Here is a 16,262-nt window from a genome sequence, read left to right as displayed (position 1 = left end):
GTCAGGCTGCTGCCATCAGGCGGTCTGCCGTCAGGCCGTTGCCGTCAGGCCGTACGCCTCGGCGATCAGGCCGTAGGAGCGGAGCCGGGCCTCGTGGCCGTGGATGTGCGAGGTGACCATCAACTCGTTCACCCCGGTCCGCTTGCGCAGGGCCTCCAGGCCGTCCGCGACCTGCCCCGGGTCACCCAGCACCACGTTGTCGAGCCAGCTGTCGATGAAGTCCTCCTCGACCGGGCTGTACGGGTACTCCTCGGCCTCCTCCGGGGTCGGGATCGGGCCGGGGTTGCCGCGCCGGAGCCGGAGCATGCCGAGCGCGGCGGAGCGGGCGAGACGGCGGGCGGTGGGCTCGTCGTCGGCGGCGACGGCACCCACGCCGATCAGCGCGTACGGCTCGGTGAGCACGCCGGAGGGGCGGAAGGACGTCCGGTACAGGTCCAGGGCCGGGATGGTGTTGGCGCTGCTGAAGTGGTGGGCGAAGGCGAACGGGAGGCCGAGCCGGCCCGCCAGTTGGGCACTGAAACCGGAGGAGCCGAGCAGCCAGATCGGCGGGCGGCCCTCGCCCTTGGGGACGGCGGTCAGCCGCGCGTACGGGTGGCCGGCCGGGAAGTCGCCGTCGAGGAAGTGGGTCAGCTCGGCGAGCTGCTGCGGGAAGTCGTCCGCGCCCTCGGCGAGGCCACGGCGCAGCGCCCGGGCGGTGGCCGGGTCGGTGCCGGGGGCACGGCCGAGCCCGAGGTCGATCCGTCCGGGGTGCAGGGCCTCCAACAGGCCGAACTGCTCGGCGATGGTCAACGGGGCGTGGTTGGGGAGCATGACCCCTCCCGAGCCGAGCCGCAGCGTGGTGGTGTTGGCACCGAGGTGGGCGAGCAGGACGGCCGGGGTCGAGCTGGCCACCCCGGGCATGCCGTGGTGCTCGGCCACCCAGAAGCGGTGGTACCCCCACTGCTCGGCCCGGCGGGCCAACTCGGTGGTGGCGGCCAGGGCTTCGACGGGCGTGTGGCCGACGCCGACGGTGGCCAGGTCGAGGATCGAGAGCGGGGCGGGTGCCGTGCCGCGGGCGCTGCCGCGGATCGCCGCGCCGATCGGCGGCTCGGTTCCGTGCTCCTGCTGGTCCTCGGTGGTCATGCCGTCCGCCCTCCTGGCTGTTCTTGATCCGGCTGCACTGCGAGCCGGCCGTCCTGGGCGGCCGCACGGGTCGCGGACGGCCCGGCGGTCGCTCCTGCCGACCGGGGTCAACCACGGTTCCCGGCTCGCTGTTCCCAGCGGGCCCGCCCGATCCGGGTGCGGTTCGACCGTTCCGCCCGGTACCACCCCGCACGGCCGACCGACCGCTCGATCGACAGAGAGCCAGCGATCGGACACGCATGGCGACTTCACGCCAGGAACGGAAGTCGCCGGCCCCAGGGCTCGCGATCCGCGACCGGCATCCGGCAGGCTGGTGATCAGGAGCGGGTCACCCAACGGGATCCGCGTTCCGCCGGCAAGATCGCCGGGCTGGACCAGCGCCGAAGGATCCCTGCGAGCCCTCGGCGCGGCACCCCGCCCCGGGGGCTCGTGCCGTTTCCGGCCGCTCCGCCCGACCGCTTCCGCCCCCGGCCCGCCCCCTCCCGGGAGCACTGCCTCGCCACCGACGACGGCCCGCCGCCGCTTCGCCGACGCCCGCGCCGACAGCACCTGCCGTGATCCTCCGCATACCGGGGTGCTTCATGACATGGAAAGTCGAGGCGCTAGCGTTGGCCATAAGCAGCCACCTGCTCCCCCGGGCGGCGTGGAGGGAGTAAGGGCCTTGAACTTCGTGGCGGCGATCGGATCCTCGTGGATCTGCGCCCTGGCGCTGTTCGCCGTGCTCGGCGACGCCCTCCTCCCCTTCATCCCGAGCGGGACGCTGGTCATCCTGGCCGTGCTCAAGACGGAGCAGGTCAGCGGCGCCCCGGTGCTGCTCGCCCTGGGCGTGGCGGTGGCCTCGTTCCTGGGCGACGTCCTGCTGCTCCACCTCGCCCGACGCGGCGCCCCGGTGCTTCAGCGCCGGCTCGCCCGGCGCCCGAAGCTGGCGGCCAGCGTGGCCCGGGTCCAGCAGTCCCTGATCGAGCGCCCGCGCGGCGGGGCGGCCGCGATGGTGGTGGTCGCCCGCTTCGTTCCGGCCGGGCGGACCGTCCTGGACCTGGCCATCGGTCACTCCCCCGCTCATCCGCACCGCTTCCTGCACTGGTCGGCGCTGGCCGCGCTGGTCTGGGCCGCCTACATCGTGACGCTGGGTTGGCTGAACAGCCACTGGTTCAACACGGCCTGGCTGAGTCTGGCGGTCTCCTGCGCGGCGGCCACCGCCATCAGCACCGCGATCGCGCGAATAGTTCGCCGCAACCGGCGGCTGGCCGCGCTCTGACCGGCCGGGCGGAGCGGCGGTACCGTACTCCCCTGACATCGCGCAGTGCGATGCGTCACAGGACCGCAACAGACGACCGATCCCTGCAGCCCAGCCGGGTACGCCCGGCGTGTTGACTGTCGTCGGGAGCTCGGCGACCCTTGGTGGCTGCCGTGGCGACATGACATGCTAACGGCGGAATATTCATCAATTGCCCGATTTGACCGGTGCGGCCCACGGCCGCCCTCACCACCGGCATCGGCACCCAGGGGAGACCATGACCAGCATCTCGCGCAGGACGGTGCTCAGTGCTACCGCCGCGACCGCAGCCCTCGGCGCGGTCGCGGCCTGTTCCAGCGGCGGATCCGGGTCAGGGCAGAACTCCTCCTCCCCTTCCTCCGGCGGCAACAACGGCGACGCCAAGACCGGCACCTCCGACCCGACCCAGGCCGTGGTCCCCAAGGGCACCCCGATCGGTGACGGGTCCAACGCGGACACCGGCCCGCAGCCGAACCAGCCCAAGGCCGAGAAGCTCAAGCCGGGCGAGCGGCCGCCGCAGTTCGTGGTGTTCTCCTGGGACGGCGCGGGCGGCACCGACGACGGCCAGTTCCCCCGCTTCCTGAAGCTGGCGGAGCAGTACAAGGCCACCATGACCTTCTTCCTCTCCGGGATATACGCCCTGCCCAAGGGCAAGTACCAGCTGTACCACCCGCCGAAGCACGCGGTCGGCGCCTCCGACATCCCGTACCTGTCGGACGGTGCGGTGAAGAGCACCCTCAAGCTCGTCAGCCAGGCCTGGCTGGCCGGGCACGAGATCGGCACCCACTTCAACGGGCACTTCTGCTCCAGCCGTCCGGACAAGAACGGGGTCAACCTGTGGACCCCGGACGACTGGCAGAGCGAGATCGACCAGGCGATCGCCTTCGTCACCCAGTGGCGGACCAACACCGGCTTCACCGACGTCGACCCGCTCCCCTTCGACTACAAGAAGGAGCTCATCGGCGGCCGCACCCCCTGCCTGGAGGGCCAGAAGGCGCTGCTGCCGACCATCGCCAAGCTGGGCTGGAAGTACGACGCCAGCTCCGCGGGCGGTCTGCAGATATGGCCGCAGAAGGTGCAGGACGGAAAGGTCTGGGACTTCCCGCTGCAGTCCATACCCTTCCCCGGGCACACCTTCCAGGTCCTGTCGATGGACTACAACATCCTGGCCAACCAGTCCGCCGGCAGCACCAAGGGCGACCCCGGTAAGTACGACGAGTGGCGCACCCAGGCCACCAACTCCTACCTGGCGGGCTTCGAGCGCGCGTACAACAGCAACCGCGCGCCGTTCTTCATCGGCAACCACTTCGAGCAGTGGAACGGCGGCATCTACATGGACGCCGTCGAAGAGACCCTCAAGGCCGTCGCGGGCAAGCCCGAGGTCCGGCTGGTCTCCTTCAAGCAGTTGGTCGAGTGGCTGGAGGCGCAGGACCAGTCCACTCTGCGCAAGTTGCGCACCCTCAACGTCGGCCAGGCTCCGGCCGGTGGCTGGGACGGCTTCCTGGGCGCGGCGGGCTGACCCGCCGGAGCGCGGAGCAGTCGGTGCCGGGCTGAAGCCGGTACGGCCGGCGGGTGTTCGCGCCCCGCCGGCCGTCGTCGTCGGTGTCCGGCCGGGCCGCCGGGGAGCGGGTGCGGGGCCGCACCGGTGCCGAATTCGCCGCACTAGCACCATCGCAAGCCGCAGTGGCCGGGAACCGTAGTATCTTCACGCTCGCGCGGTGGTCATTCCTCCGATCGGTTGCGTTCACCGTTGCCCTCCGGGAGAGTTGGGCGAGCCGAGGATCCCGCATACCCGGAGGGGAAGCTGGGTAGTGCATCGGGATCCAGCATTCGAAGCCGCCACGCCGCCCCACAACTCAACCGGTCGCACACACTCCAGGTACTGGAGGTCACGTGCTGGACGGCCCGGGAACCGCCGGATGGACGGCGGTTCGCCGGGCCGTGTTCTTCCCGGGTGACTTCGGGGCGAGGCGCAGCAACGCCGAGCACAGCAAAGCAAGGCGCAATACTCCGGGGGGGAGCAGCTATGACCACGCCGTTCTCGCGACGAAAGGGCGACGGAACAGCCCGCCACGGGCGCAGCCGGGGCGCAAGCAGTCGAGGCGCCGGCGGCCCGAACGGTTACGACCGGGCAGCCGAGCAGCTGGACGAGGTGGTCCTGCGCGCCGTACCGGCGCCCGAAGCACCGTACGACTACGGCCACTTCAGCCGCCTGGCCGGCCCGGCGGTCGATCCGGGCGAGGACCGGGAGCTCGGCGGCGGTGTCTACCGGCCGGAACCGGCCAGCACCGGGCGACCCGCGGGAACAGCCGCCCCCTACCGCATCCAGTACCGCAGCCTGTTACGCCACGAGCCGCACCGGATCCGGGCCGCCCTGCTGCTGGTGGCCGCCCCGCTGCTGGAGGCGATCCTGCTGGTCTGGCTGCTGCTGCCGGAGCACTGGCCGGAGCGCCCGGACGAAACCAGCACCCTGGTGCTGCTCGGCGACAAGGTGATGATCGGGATCATCGCCGTGGTCGAGGTGTTCCGGCTGGTCAACGTCGTCTCCAACACCCACGCGACCCTGGTCGCCCGTGACCCGATACCCGTGACGCCGGAGTCCGGCACCCGGGTCGCCTTCCTCACCACCTGCGTGCCGGGCAAGGAGCCGCCGGAGATGGTCCGGGCCACGCTGGTCGCGGCCCGGGCCGTGCGGCACGAAGGCCCGTACGACGTCTGGCTGCTGGACGAGGGAAACGATCCTGCAATGCGCGCCCTCTGCACGGAGCTGGGTGTTCGCCACTTCAGCCGCGCCGGCCGGCCGCACTGGAACCGGCCGAAGGGCCGCTTCCGCGCCAAGACCAAGCACGGCAACTACAACGCCTGGCTCCAGGCGCACGGCGACGACTACGACTTCTGGGTGTCCGTCGACACCGACCACGTTCCGCTGCCCGACTTCTGCGAGCGCATGCTCGGCTACTTCCGCGATCCCGACGTGGCATTCGTGGTCGGCCCCCAGGTGTACGGGAACTACCGGAGCTCGGGTTCAGCCGTCACCAAATTCAGCGAGAGCCAGCAGTACCTCTTCCACGCCCTCATCCAACGCGCCGGAAACCGTTACGGCGCACCGATGTTCGTCGGCACCAACAACGCCGTCAGAATCCGTGCGCTCCAGTCGATCGGCGGGTTGTACGACTCCATCACCGAGGACATGGCGACCGGTCTGGAGTTCCACCGGAGCCGGAACCCGGAGACCGGGGACCGCTGGAAGTCCGTGTACACCCCGGACGTGCTCGCGGTGGGCGAGGGCCCGTCCTCCTGGACCGACTTCTTCTCCCAGCAACTGCGCTGGAGCCGCGGCACCTACGAGACCCTGCTCACCCGGTACTGGCGGGTCATGTGGCGGCTGTCGCCCGGCCGGCTGCTCAACTACTCGCTGATGGTGGGCTTCTACCCGATGGCGGCGCTCACCTGGCTGCTCGGCGGGGTGTCCAGCGTGCTCTACCTGGGCTTCGGCGCCTCCGGCGTCCACGTCTCCTCGGAGATCTGGATGATGCTCTACAGCGACGCCGCCGCGCTCCAACTCCTGCTCTACACCTGGAACCGCAAGCACAACGTGAGCCCGCACGAGCCGGCCGGCTCCTCCGGGGTCGCGGGCATGCTGATGTCGGCGCTCTGCGGCCCGATCTACGCGGCCTCGCTGCTGCAGGCGCTGGTGCGCCGCCGCAGCCGCTTCGTGGTGACGCCCAAGGGCCGTGAGGCCAGCGCCGACCGACTCGGCACCTTCCGCTTCCACCTGTTCTGGACGCTGGTCTTCGGCGGCGCCGTCGCCGCCTCCTACTGCACCGGCTACGACCACGTCGCGATGCGGACCTGGGCCTGCATCGCCCTGGCCCTGACCCTGCTGCCGCTCCTGATCCTGGTCGGCGACGCCGTCCGCCGACGCCGGACCCGGCCCACCGCCACCCTCACCGTGACCGGGGACCCGGCGGCGACCCCCAAGGTCGTCCTGGAGAAGCGCCGCCCGCGCCACGCCCACACCGCACCCGCGCAGGCAGTACCCGCACCGGCAGTACCCGCACCGGCGACGACGGCGCTCGACAGCCCGACACTCACGCTCCGCCTGGCCGCGCCCGACACCCCGACAGTCACGCTCCGCCTCGTCCCGCCGGACGACCTGGCGCCCGACCACGCCGAGAGCGGCACCCCCGCCCACTGAGCCACCCCGCCCGCCTCCCGAGGGGAGCACCACCTTGAGGATCCACACGACCGGCCGCGCCAAGCGCTTCGCCCTCGGCAGCACCGTCGCGCTGACCGTCGCCGGGATGAACGCCCCGGCCGTCCTCGGCTTCGCCGGCGACCAGTACCACAGCTACGTGATCAACCGCCCCGAGTACAAGGCGCGGTACGGCCACTGGCAGACCCTGACGCTGCCCGCCGAGTTCCGGGTCAACGCCGTCCACGCCACCCTGCTGCGCACCGGCAAGGTGCTGATCGTGGCCGGTTCCGGCAACGACGAGAAGCAGTTCAACGCGGGCAGCTTCAAGAGCCTGCTCTGGGACCCGGCCAAGAACACCTACAAGCTGATACCCACCCCGGCCGACATGTTCTGCGGCGGCCACACCTCCCTCCCGGACGGCCGGGTACTGGTGGCCGGCGGCACCCAGCGGTACGAGAAGCTGGACGGCGCCGTGAAGAAGGCGGCCGGGGTGATGCGGGTGCGCAACGAGAGCCCGGAGCGCGACCGCACCTTCCCCAAGGGCACCGTCTTCGTCGCCCCGAACGGCCGCGAGTACGCCAGCACCGTCCCGGTGACCGTCCCCGCCGCGACCAAGACCGGCTCCGGCAAGCAGACCGTGGTCACCGCGGGCGAGCAGCACGTGTTCGTCGAGGCACTCGGAGAGGGCCCGGACTACGTGGCCGGCTCCCCGGCCCAGTACCGGATCAAGGGCCTGACCGGCACCGACGCGCACAACCTGTACGGGCAGAGCGAGAAGCTGACCCTGGACAAGCAGGAGTACCAGGGCATCCGCTCCGCCTTCGAGTTCAACCCGGACACCGAGCTCTACGAGCAGGTCACGGACATGGCGCACGCCCGCTGGTACCCGACGCTGACCGGGCTGGGCGACGGCCGGGTGGTCACCGTCTCCGGGCTGGACGACACCGGGGAGATCCTCAACGGCAACGACAACGAGGTCTACGACCCGAAGACCAAGACCTGGGCCAAGGCCCCCGACCGCTACTTCCCGACCTACCCGTCACTCTTCCTGACGGCCGCCGGCAAGCTCTTCTACTCGGGCTCCAACGCCGGTTACGGCCCCGCCGAGAAGGGTCGCGAGCCCGGCGTGTGGGACCTGTCGAACAACAGCTTCCAGCCCGTCCCCGGCCTGCGCGACCCGGGTCTGACCGAGACCTCCTCCTCGGTGCTGCTGCCGCCCGCGCAGGCGCAGAAGGTCATGGTGCTGGGCGGCGGCGGGGTGGGCGAGTCCCCGCTGTCCACGGCCCGCACCGACATCGCCGACCTCTCGGCCGCCAAGCCCTCCTTCACCCCGGGCCCGGACCTGCCGGCCGGCGGCACCCGCTACCTCAACAGCGTGATCCTCCCCGACGACACCGTGTTCACCACCGGCGGCTCCAGCGGCTACCGCGGCCGGGGCGAGAGCGACCTGCTCAAGGCGCAGGTCTACCACCCGGATTCCAACAGCTTCACGACCGCCGCCGAGCCCACCGTCGGCCGCGACTACCACTCCGAGGCACTGCTGCTGCCGGACGGCCGGATCGCGGTGCTGGGCTCCAACCCGCTCTTCGCGGACAAGGCCGAGACCCAACCCGGCGGCTTCGAGCAGCGGATCGAGATCTACACCCCGCCGTACCTGTACCACGGCGACCGCCCGGAGGTGACGGCCGCGCCGGGGGCGGCGAAGCTCGGCGGCACCCTCAGGGTCGGCGCCTCCCGACCGGACGCGGTGACCACCGCCAAGCTGATCCGGCCGAGTTCGGTGACCCACGTGACCGACGTCGAGCAGCGCTCGGTGGCCCTGGACATCACCGGGCGCACCGCCGACGGGGTCTCGCTCACCCTCCCGGGCAACCCCGATCTGCTGCCGCCCGGCTGGTACATGCTGTTCCTGACGGACGCCGCCGGCACCCCGTCGGTCGCCCGCTGGGTCCAGGTCACCGGATAGCGGCTCGTCGCTCACGAGGCCGCCCGGGTGGTCGGCGCGGCGGCTCAGCGCGCCGCCCGGGCCAGCCCCAGCGCGTACGGCAGCCAGAACTCGCCCGCCCGGGGCTCGCCGCGGCCGCACTCGCCGTCGGACTCCCCCGGGTTCTTGATCCACAGGTAGGCGTCGACGTTCGGCCGCCCGGTCTCGGTGGTCGGCGGCTCGCCGAGCGCCCGGCCGGGCGGGTTGCACCAGGCGTCGGAGCCCAACGAGCCGTTGCCGCTGCGGCTGGTGTCGATGACGAAGTGCTTCCCGCCCAGGGCGGCGGAGAGCCGGTTGCCGTACGCCGCGTTCCGGTCGGTGGGGTAGAAGTTGGCGACGTTCACCGCGAAGCCGTCCGCCGCGGCGATGCCCGACCTGCGCAGGGCGCCGGCCAGGTCGTCCGGGTCCTGCGCCCAGCCCGGGTTGCCCGCGTCCAGGTAGACCCGGACGTTCGGACGCTTCTTCAGCTCCTGGACGGCGAAGGCCAGCAGGCCGTACCGCTCGGCGGCCAGGTCGCCCTTGATCCCGCAGGTGTCCAGGGTGTGCGCGACGGCGTCCGGCTCCAGGACGACCCAGGCCTTGCGGTCGCCGAGGGCCTGGGCGACGCCGGTGATCCAGGAGCGGTAGGCGGCTGCGTCGGCGGCGCCGCCGGCCGAGTACTGGCCGCAGTCGCGGTGCGGGATGTCGTACGCGACGAAGACGGCCGTCCGGTCCGCCTCGGCGGCCCGGCGGCTGACCTGCTCGGCGATCTGCTGGGCACCCTGTTCGCCCAGCCACTGCGAGGAGGGCCGGCCGGCGATCCGCAGCAGGGTGTCGGCCTCCGCCGTGCGGCCCTGGCTGCGCAGCGTGGCGACCTGCCGGGCTGCGTTGGTCTGGTCGGAGACGTAGAAGGCCTGGCCGGGGAGCTGGTCCGGGCCGCCGGGTTCAGCCGTCGCGCTGGGGACCGCGACGCTCGGCGCCACGACACCGGGGGCGGCCTTCGCTGCGCCGCCGTCCGAGCCACCGCAGCCGGAGACCACGAGCGCCGTCAGGCCCGCGCCCAGCGCGGCCCACCGAATCGTTCCCGCCCGTCCCACCCCGCGCACGTACCGCCCCTTTGAGCCGGCCCCGCCCCTGGACCGGTCCGGCGACCGGTCGGCACCAGCTAAGCACACCCGGCCCCGGCCGACGGCCGACAGCGGTGAACGGCAAGTGGCCGTGGACGGACGGGAATCCGATCCCGTCCGCCCACGGCCACCGAGCCCGGGCCCTGCGTCGATCCGGCCCCGGCCGGACGTCAGCCCTGCTTCAGGTCCGGCACCCGCCAGTCGATCGGCTCGCCGCCGAAGCCGTCCAGCGCCGCGTCGATCTGCGAGAACGGACGGCTGCCGAAGAACAGCTTGGCGGACAGCGGCGACGGGTGCGCGCCCTGCACCACCACGTGCTTCTCGGTGTCGATCAGCGGCAGCTTCTTCTTGGCGTAGTTGCCCCACAGCACGAAGACCACCGGCTCCTCGCGCGCGCTCACCGCCTTGATCACCGCGTCGGTGAACTTCTCCCAGCCCTTCGCCTTGTGCGAGTTGGCCTCGTGGGCGCGGACCGTGAGCACCGCGTTGAGCAGCAGCACACCCTGCTCGGCCCAGTGCATCAGGTAGCCGTTGTCGGGGGCGGGGACGCCCAGGTCGGCGTCCAGCTCCTTGAAGATGTTGCGCAGCGAGGGCGGCGTCTTCGTCCCGGGCAGCACCGAGAAGCTCATGCCGTGGGCCTGGCCGTCGTCGTGGTACGGGTCCTGGCCGAGGACGAGCACCCGGACCTTCTCGTACGGAGTGGCCTCCAGCGCGGCGAACTCCTGGCCGCTCGGCGGGAACACCTGGTGCTGCGCGCGCTCGGCCGCTACGAAGGCCGCCAGCTCCGCGAAGTACGGCTTCTCCGTCTCGGCGCCGAGCACCGCGCGCCAGGACTCGGGCAGCCCCAGCCCGCCGCCCTCGCCGGCCTCGACCACGCCCGTCTCGACCGTGTCCGTCACGACATCTACCTCCCACACCGCGGCTGCCGCGCCGCCTGCCCTCTTACACCCCGAACGCTACACAGCCCCACCGACAACTCAGTCCACAGGAGCCGCCCCGGCGGCCGTGGCAACGGCGGCCGCCCGCACCACCCGGACGTGCTCCACCGCGTTGAGCAGCACCAGCAGCCCGGCCAGGGCCACCAGCACCACCAGCGCCGGCAGCCGCACCATCACGGGCAGCAGGCCCAGCACCACCACCGCGGCGACGATCCGGGTGGTCGAGACCCGACGGAACATCATCCAGCGGGTGTAGCCGAAGGTCAGCAGGTACAGCCCGCACCCGCCGTACAGCAGCGCCACCGACCCGGCGCCGAGCGCCTGCCGGGGGTGGGCCACGGTCTCCTCGAAGCCGACCGCGACCCCGATCACCCCGGCGGCCAGCGCCAGGTGCCCGTACTGGAAGATCCGCCGGACCACGTCCCGCCGCGAGTCGGCGACCTCCACGGCGTGCCGCATCGCGTCCGCCGCGAACACGAAGTACTGCCACCACAGGCCCGCCGAGATGGTGAACGCGGCGGCCACCGCGGTGAGTTCGGCCGCGTCCAGCCGGGCCCCGGCCGCCGAGGCGCCGATCCCGACGATCGACTCACCGAGCGCCACCAGCAGGAACAGCCCGAACCGCTCCGGCATGTGCGCCGGGTGGTACGCCACCGTGGCGAGCTGTCGCCGGAACACCAGCGGCGCGGCCAGGTCGCAGAGCGCGGCCACCGCCCACAACGCGAGCCGCGGCCCGTCCGACAGCAGCCCGCCGGCCAGCAGCAGCGGCCCGCTGACCAGCACGCCGGCGCCGTACGGGCCGCTCCAGACGCCCGGGAGGCGGACCAGCAGGAGCAGCAGCACCACCCGGGCCAGCCAGTACGCGGCACCGAGCAGCAGGCCCCGCCGCCCGTACGCGCCAGGGATGGCGAGCGCCATGAACAGCCCGGCCAGGCCGACCAGCAGGATGCCCAGGCGGTCGCGCTGGTTGTCCACGTCCCGGATGTTGGCCTGCACGGTGGTGCCGACCCAGCACCAGTACACCGGCACGAACACCACCAACGCCCGGATCAGGCCGCCGGCGTCGTGCTGGTGGTGCAGCAGCCCGGAGACCTGGGTGATCGCGAAGACGAAGACCAGGTCGAAGTAGAGCTCCGCCCAGGTGACCCGCTTCTCGCCCGGCTCCTCCGGGTCCCCCGTCGTACTCATCCGCGCCCTGCCTCCCCGACCCCACGAACCCGACCGGCCCCGCGGAACGAGGCGGCCCCACACAACGAAGCGGCGTCACCGAGCGAGGCGACCCCACCGAACGAAACCGCCCCGCCCCGGCGCTCGGCCGGAACGGGGCTCGCGACAGCACCGCAGAGGCTAGACCAGGTCGACCAGGTCCGCGATCGACTTGACCACCCGGGTCGGCCGGTACGGGAAGCGCTCCACGTCGGAGGCGGAGGTCAGCCCGGTGAGCACCAGGATGGTCTCCATGCCCGCCTCCATGCCCGCGACGATGTCGGTGTCCATCCGGTCGCCGATCATCACGGCGGTCTCCGAGTGGGCCCCGGCGGTGTTCAGCGCCTCGCGCATCATCAGCGGGTTGGGCTTGCCGACGAAGTACGGCTCGACGCCGGTCGCCTTGGTGATCAGGGCCGCGACCGAGCCGGTGGCCGGCAGCACGCCCTCGGTGGAGGGGCCGGTCTCGTCCGGGTTGGTGCAGATGAACCGGGCGCCCTGGTTGATCAGGCGGATCGCCTTGGTGAGCGCCTCGAAGGAGTAGGTCCGGGTCTCGCCGAGGACCACGTAGTCGGGGTTGTTGTCGGTCAGGACGTAACCGGCCTGGTAGAGCGCGGTGGTGAGCCCCGCCTCGCCGATCACGTACGCGGTGCCGTTCGGGCGCTGGCTCTTGAGGAACTTCGCGGTGGCCAGGGCGGAGGTCCAGATGCACTCCTCCGGCACCTCCAGGCCCATCCCGGCCAGCCGGGCGCTGAGGTCGCGCGGGGTGTAGATCGAGTTGTTGGTGAGCACCAGGAAGGGCTTGCCGGACTCCCGCAGCCTGCGCAGGAACTCCTGCGCCCCGGGGATCGGCGTGCCCTCGTGGATGAGGACACCGTCCATGTCGGTCAGCCAGGACTCGATGGGCTTGCGGTCTGCCACGTGCGTGTCTCCCGAAGTGTTGCAGCGTCTTGCGTGGGGCCCTGACGCGGCACAGCCTAATCCGCGCAGGTGAGCGGGGACAGAACGTCCCGCTGGACGGGATGCGACGATCGGACGGCGGAAACCGGGAGCAACCGGGCGGCTCGTGATTGAGTAGGCCGCATGAACCCGCAGACGACCTCCCACCGCGTGCCCGATCGAACGCTGCGGGTCGGCCTGATCGGCTACGGCCTGGCCGGCTCCGCCTTCCACGCCCCGCTCATCGCCACCACGCCGGGGCTGCGGCTGGACGCCGTGGTCACCGCCAACCCCGAGCGCCGCGAGCAGCTGCGCCGCGAGCACCCCGACGCCCGCGCCGTGGACACCCCCGAACAGCTGCTCGCCGACCCGGACGCGCTGGACCTGGTCGTCATCGCCTCCCCCAACCGCACCCACGCCCCGCTCGCCCGTGCCGCCCTGCAGGCGGGCCTGGCCACCGTGGTGGACAAGCCGCTGGCCGCCACCGCCGCCCAGGCGCTGGAGCTGTGCCGGCTCGCCGAGGCCCGGGGCGTCCTGCTCTCGGTCTTCCAGAACCGGCGCTGGGACGGCGACTTCCTCACCGCGAGCCGACTGGTGCGCGGTGGCGCGCTCGGCCGGGTGCACCGCTTCGAGTCCCGCTTCGAGCGCTTCCGTCCCAAGCCCAAGCCGGGCTGGCGCGAGCTGGCCGATCCGGCCGAGGTCGGCGGCACCCTGTACGACCTGGGCAGCCACCTGGTCGACCAGGCGCTGACGCTGTTCGGGCCGGTCGAGACGGTGTACGCGGAGATCGACGTGCGCCGCGACGGCGCGGTGGTGGACGACGACGCCTTCCTCGCCCTCACCCACGCCTCCGGCACCCGCTCGCACCTGTGGACCAGCGCCATCACCCCGCTGATCGGCCCCCGGCTGCGGGTGCTCGGCGACACCGCCGGGTACGTCAAGCACGGCATGGACCCCCAGGAGGCCGACCTCCGGACGGGCCGGCGCCCCGACGGCGGCCACCCGTGGGGCGCCGACCGGCCCGAGCAGTACGGCACCCTGGGCAGCGACGAGTCCCCGATCTCGCTGCCCACCGATCCGGGCGACTACCCCGCCTTCTACGCCGGCATCGTCGCCGCCCTGACCGTCCCCGGCACCCCGCCCCCGGTCGACCCGCGCGACGCGGTGGCCACCCTCACCGTCCTGGAGGCCGCCCGTGCCTCCGCGGCGACGGGGACGGCGGTCCGGCTGAACTGACGGGAAGCCGCACGACATCCCGGGCGGCGGCCCTGGCGGAGGAGGTCGAGCGCGACGGACCGGCCGCGCTCACACCCCGATGACCTCCACCGCCGAGCCCAGCCCCCGGAAGTCCGCCACGTTGCGGGTGTACAGCGGCAGCCCGTGGGCCGAGGCGATGGCGGCGATCATCAGGTCTATCCGACGCGGGCGCGGCTGCCGTCCGGCGGCGATGGTGAGGGTGACCAGCGTCCCGTAGCGGGCGGCGGCGGCCGCGTCGAAGGGCAGCGGGTCGAAGTCGGCCATCGCCGCGCCCAGTACCTCCAGCCGGGCCGCCCGGCTGACCGGGTCCCGCGCCATCGAGACGCCCTGCTGCAGCTCGGCGAAGGTGATCGCGGTCAGCTCCGGCACGGCCGGCAGGTCGGCGGGGTTCAGCAGCGCCAGGTCGATGTACACACAGGTGTCCAGCACCCCGGCCGGCCGCCGCCGGGGCGCCCGGCGGCGCTCAGCCACGCCGCCGCTCGAACGGGTCGTCGCCCTCGTCCCCCACCAGTTCCTCGGGCCCGAAGTACTCCTCGGCCTCCTTGCGCAGCTGCTGGTAGTCCACCCGTGGCAGCTTCACGTGCCGCGCCACCAGCTCCTCCGCCGTGAGCCGTCGCCGCCCGGACACCGGCCGCAGCTCCGCGACCTCGACCCCGTTCCTGGTGATGTGGAAGGTCTCCCCCGCCTCCACCGCGTCCATCACCGCGGCGGAGTTGTTCCGGAACTCCCGCTGGGTAATCGTCTTCATCCGTCCACGGTAGCCCCGCGTAGCACCGGCGGCTACACCTCGCACGGCACTGCGGGAACCCGACAGGTCGTAGGATCGTCCTGCTGAACGTCAGGAGCCGGGAACACACCGAAGGGGGGCACGCCGTGGGTGTCGTCGCGATGCTGCTGGGCCTGCTCCGGGTGCTGACCGGACAGTTGGCGACCGACGGTGGCGCACTGGCGTCCGTCGCCGCCGTGGCGGCCATGGTCCTGGTGGCCGGAGCGGTCACGGGGGCGTTGGCCGGGACGCGGCTGTTGGGGGCGCGGGCGCCGGCGGCGGTGCGCAGCGGGGTGCTGCGACGTCGGGCGTTCCGTACGGCGTTCCTTCCGCAGCGTGATCCGGACGCCCGGGGCAGGCGACGCCCCAGGGCGCCGGGGGCGGCCCTGGCGGCCGCGTAGATCCGCAGTTTCCTCCGTACGGCTCCCCCGTACGTTTTTCGTACAGCTCCCGTACGTTCTTCGCGGCCGTCCTCCGCCGATCACTCATGTCCTGAGACCCCGGAGGGCTCGCTTCACCATGTCCGCTCTGTCTGTTCTCGACCCGGCCGTCACCGTCGCCCACGCCGTGGTCTCCGCCATCGCCCACGTCCTGCCGACGGCGCTGGCGATCGTCCTGTTCGTCCTCGCCGTACGGCTCTGCCTGCACCCGCTGGCGCGGGCGGCGGCGCGCGGGGAGAAGGCCCGTTCGAAGCTCGCGCCGAAGGTCGCCGAGCTGAACAAGAAGCACAAGAACAACCCGGAGAAGGCGCGCGAGGCGCTCGCGGAGCTGTACCGGAAGGAGCAGGTCTCACCGTTCGCGGGCTGTCTGCCGATGCTGATCCAGATCCCGTTCTTCTCGGTGATGTACCGGCTCTTCACCACCCCGAACGACCTGCTGGACCACACCCTGTTCGGGGTGCCGCTGGGCCTGCACGTCGGGAGCGCGCACGGCGCCGGGCAGTTCGCGGTGTTCGGGCTGCTGTACGCCGGGCTGGCGGCGGTCGGGTACGTCAACTACCGCCGGGCCCGGCGTGCGGCGGCCGCGCAGACCACCCCGCAGCCGGGGGCGTCGGTGCTGCCGTACCTGTCCTTCGTCTCGGTGCTGTTCGCGATGCTGGTGCCGGTGGCGGCCGCGCTCTACCTGCTGACCACGAGCGTGTGGTCGGCCTCCGAGCGGGCCTGGCTGTACCGGGGCGGGGTGCCGGTCCCGGCGACCGCGCTCGCGGTCTAGCCCCAACGCCGTGTAGATAGAGCCTGCGGGTTCCGGTCACGGGTCTGGTGTCGTCAGGATGTCGATGCTGATGCTGGCCTTGTAGCTGGTCCGGTCGACGGTGCCTTTGGCGTTGTACTTGGAGATCGCGCGTTTGACGACGCGGGGTCGGGTGCGGATGCGCCGGTCGGGCATGAGGTCGGCCAGGACGCGCCGGCCGATGGTGCCGACGAGGTCGATGACGGTGTTTGCGATGACGCCCGCGGCCTGGATGACCAG

At 72.2% G+C, this 16,262-nt stretch carries 14 protein-coding genes and 1 pseudogene; 7 read left to right on the top strand and 8 right to left on the bottom strand.

Going from position 1 to position 16,262, the window contains the following annotated elements:
- Positions 1-30: 30 nt before the first annotated feature.
- Positions 31-1,122, bottom strand: coding sequence for an LLM class flavin-dependent oxidoreductase (locus ACGF12_RS30620; RefSeq protein WP_393037102.1), 1,092 nt, complete (start codon positions 1,120-1,122; stop codon positions 31-33).
- A gap of 670 nt (positions 1,123-1,792) precedes the next feature.
- On the opposite strand from ACGF12_RS30620, the gene ACGF12_RS30615 reads away from it, so the two are divergent.
- From ACGF12_RS30615 to ACGF12_RS30600, 4 genes are all read left to right on the top strand, one after another.
- Positions 1,793-2,380: a DedA family protein gene (locus ACGF12_RS30615; RefSeq protein WP_393037159.1), complete on the top strand. Its 588-nt coding sequence runs from the start codon at positions 1,793-1,795 to the stop codon at positions 2,378-2,380.
- A gap of 256 nt (positions 2,381-2,636) precedes the next feature.
- On the top strand, positions 2,637-3,917 hold the full coding sequence (locus ACGF12_RS30610) for a hypothetical protein (RefSeq protein ID WP_393037099.1): 1,281 nt from the start codon (positions 2,637-2,639) through the stop codon (positions 3,915-3,917).
- A gap of 507 nt (positions 3,918-4,424) precedes the next feature.
- Complete coding sequence (locus ACGF12_RS30605) at positions 4,425-6,596, top strand: glycosyltransferase family 2 protein (protein ID WP_393037096.1); 2,172 nt, start codon at positions 4,425-4,427, stop codon at positions 6,594-6,596.
- Positions 6,597-6,630: 34 nt separating this feature from the next.
- Complete coding sequence (locus tag ACGF12_RS30600; protein WP_393037094.1) at positions 6,631-8,562, top strand: galactose oxidase-like domain-containing protein; 1,932 nt, start codon at positions 6,631-6,633, stop codon at positions 8,560-8,562.
- A 44-nt stretch (positions 8,563-8,606) separates the two neighbouring features.
- Here the strand turns inward: ACGF12_RS30600 and ACGF12_RS30595 are convergent, their stop codons facing one another.
- The 4 genes from ACGF12_RS30595 to ACGF12_RS30580 form a co-directional block, all read right to left on the bottom strand.
- Complete coding sequence (locus tag ACGF12_RS30595; RefSeq protein ID WP_393037091.1) at positions 8,607-9,665, bottom strand: glycoside hydrolase family 6 protein; 1,059 nt, start codon at positions 9,663-9,665, stop codon at positions 8,607-8,609.
- A gap of 191 nt (positions 9,666-9,856) precedes the next feature.
- Entirely contained in the window at positions 9,857-10,585 is a 729-nt protein-coding gene (locus ACGF12_RS30590) for a uracil-DNA glycosylase (protein ID WP_393037088.1), read from the bottom strand.
- Between the two features lie 78 nt (positions 10,586-10,663).
- Entirely contained in the window at positions 10,664-11,812 is a 1,149-nt protein-coding gene (locus tag ACGF12_RS30585; RefSeq protein ID WP_393037086.1) for a low temperature requirement protein A, read from the bottom strand.
- A 159-nt stretch (positions 11,813-11,971) separates the two neighbouring features.
- On the bottom strand, positions 11,972-12,751 hold the full coding sequence (locus ACGF12_RS30580; protein WP_393037083.1) for an HAD-IIA family hydrolase: 780 nt from the start codon (positions 12,749-12,751) through the stop codon (positions 11,972-11,974).
- Between the two features lie 162 nt (positions 12,752-12,913).
- On the opposite strand from ACGF12_RS30580, the gene ACGF12_RS30575 reads away from it, so the two are divergent.
- A complete protein-coding gene (locus ACGF12_RS30575) occupies positions 12,914-14,005 on the top strand; it encodes a Gfo/Idh/MocA family oxidoreductase (RefSeq protein WP_393037080.1) in 1,092 nt (363 codons plus the stop codon).
- A 69-nt stretch (positions 14,006-14,074) separates the two neighbouring features.
- Here the strand turns inward: ACGF12_RS30575 and ACGF12_RS30570 are convergent, their stop codons facing one another.
- Together ACGF12_RS30570 and ACGF12_RS30565 are read right to left on the bottom strand one after the other, a co-directional pair.
- Entirely contained in the window at positions 14,075-14,497 is a 423-nt protein-coding gene (locus ACGF12_RS30570) for a type II toxin-antitoxin system VapC family toxin (protein WP_393037076.1), read from the bottom strand.
- On the bottom strand, positions 14,490-14,774 hold the full coding sequence (locus ACGF12_RS30565; protein ID WP_380611409.1) for a type II toxin-antitoxin system Phd/YefM family antitoxin: 285 nt from the start codon (positions 14,772-14,774) through the stop codon (positions 14,490-14,492). The genes ACGF12_RS30570 and ACGF12_RS30565 overlap by 8 nt, the downstream gene beginning before the upstream one ends.
- Positions 14,775-14,899: 125 nt before the next feature.
- On the opposite strand from ACGF12_RS30565, the gene ACGF12_RS30560 reads away from it, so the two are divergent.
- Together ACGF12_RS30560 and ACGF12_RS30555 are read left to right on the top strand one after the other, a co-directional pair.
- A complete protein-coding gene (locus ACGF12_RS30560) occupies positions 14,900-15,193 on the top strand; it encodes a DUF6412 domain-containing protein (RefSeq protein ID WP_393037073.1) in 294 nt (97 codons plus the stop codon).
- A 118-nt stretch (positions 15,194-15,311) separates the two neighbouring features.
- Positions 15,312-16,004: a YidC/Oxa1 family membrane protein insertase gene (locus ACGF12_RS30555; protein ID WP_393037070.1), complete on the top strand. Its 693-nt coding sequence runs from the start codon at positions 15,312-15,314 to the stop codon at positions 16,002-16,004.
- 36 nt (positions 16,005-16,040) lie between these two features.
- Here ACGF12_RS30555 and ACGF12_RS30550 read toward each other — a convergent pair.
- Positions 16,041-16,262 (bottom strand): annotated as a pseudogene (locus ACGF12_RS30550) (transposase); the annotation flags it as partial.

Origin of the sequence: Kitasatospora sp. NPDC048296 (genome assembly GCF_043201815.1) — a bacterium.
Taxonomy (GTDB): domain Bacteria; phylum Actinomycetota; class Actinomycetes; order Streptomycetales; family Streptomycetaceae; genus Kitasatospora.
This window is presented reverse-complemented; position numbering and strand designations above follow the sequence as displayed.

Coding starts and splice junctions, on each gene's coding strand:
- ACGF12_RS30620 (WP_393037102.1), bottom strand. CDS start 1,122: ATGACCACCGAGGACCAGCAGGAGCACGGAACCGAGCCGCCGATCGGC.
- ACGF12_RS30610 (WP_393037099.1), top strand. CDS start 2,637: ATGACCAGCATCTCGCGCAGGACGGTGCTCAGTGCTACCGCCGCGACC.
- ACGF12_RS30605 (WP_393037096.1), top strand. CDS start 4,425: ATGACCACGCCGTTCTCGCGACGAAAGGGCGACGGAACAGCCCGCCAC.
- ACGF12_RS30585 (WP_393037086.1), bottom strand. CDS start 11,812: ATGAGTACGACGGGGGACCCGGAGGAGCCGGGCGAGAAGCGGGTCACC.
- ACGF12_RS30575 (WP_393037080.1), top strand. CDS start 12,914: ATGAACCCGCAGACGACCTCCCACCGCGTGCCCGATCGAACGCTGCGG.
- ACGF12_RS30565 (WP_380611409.1), bottom strand. CDS start 14,774: ATGAAGACGATTACCCAGCGGGAGTTCCGGAACAACTCCGCCGCGGTG.
- ACGF12_RS30555 (WP_393037070.1), top strand. CDS start 15,312: ATGTCCGCTCTGTCTGTTCTCGACCCGGCCGTCACCGTCGCCCACGCC.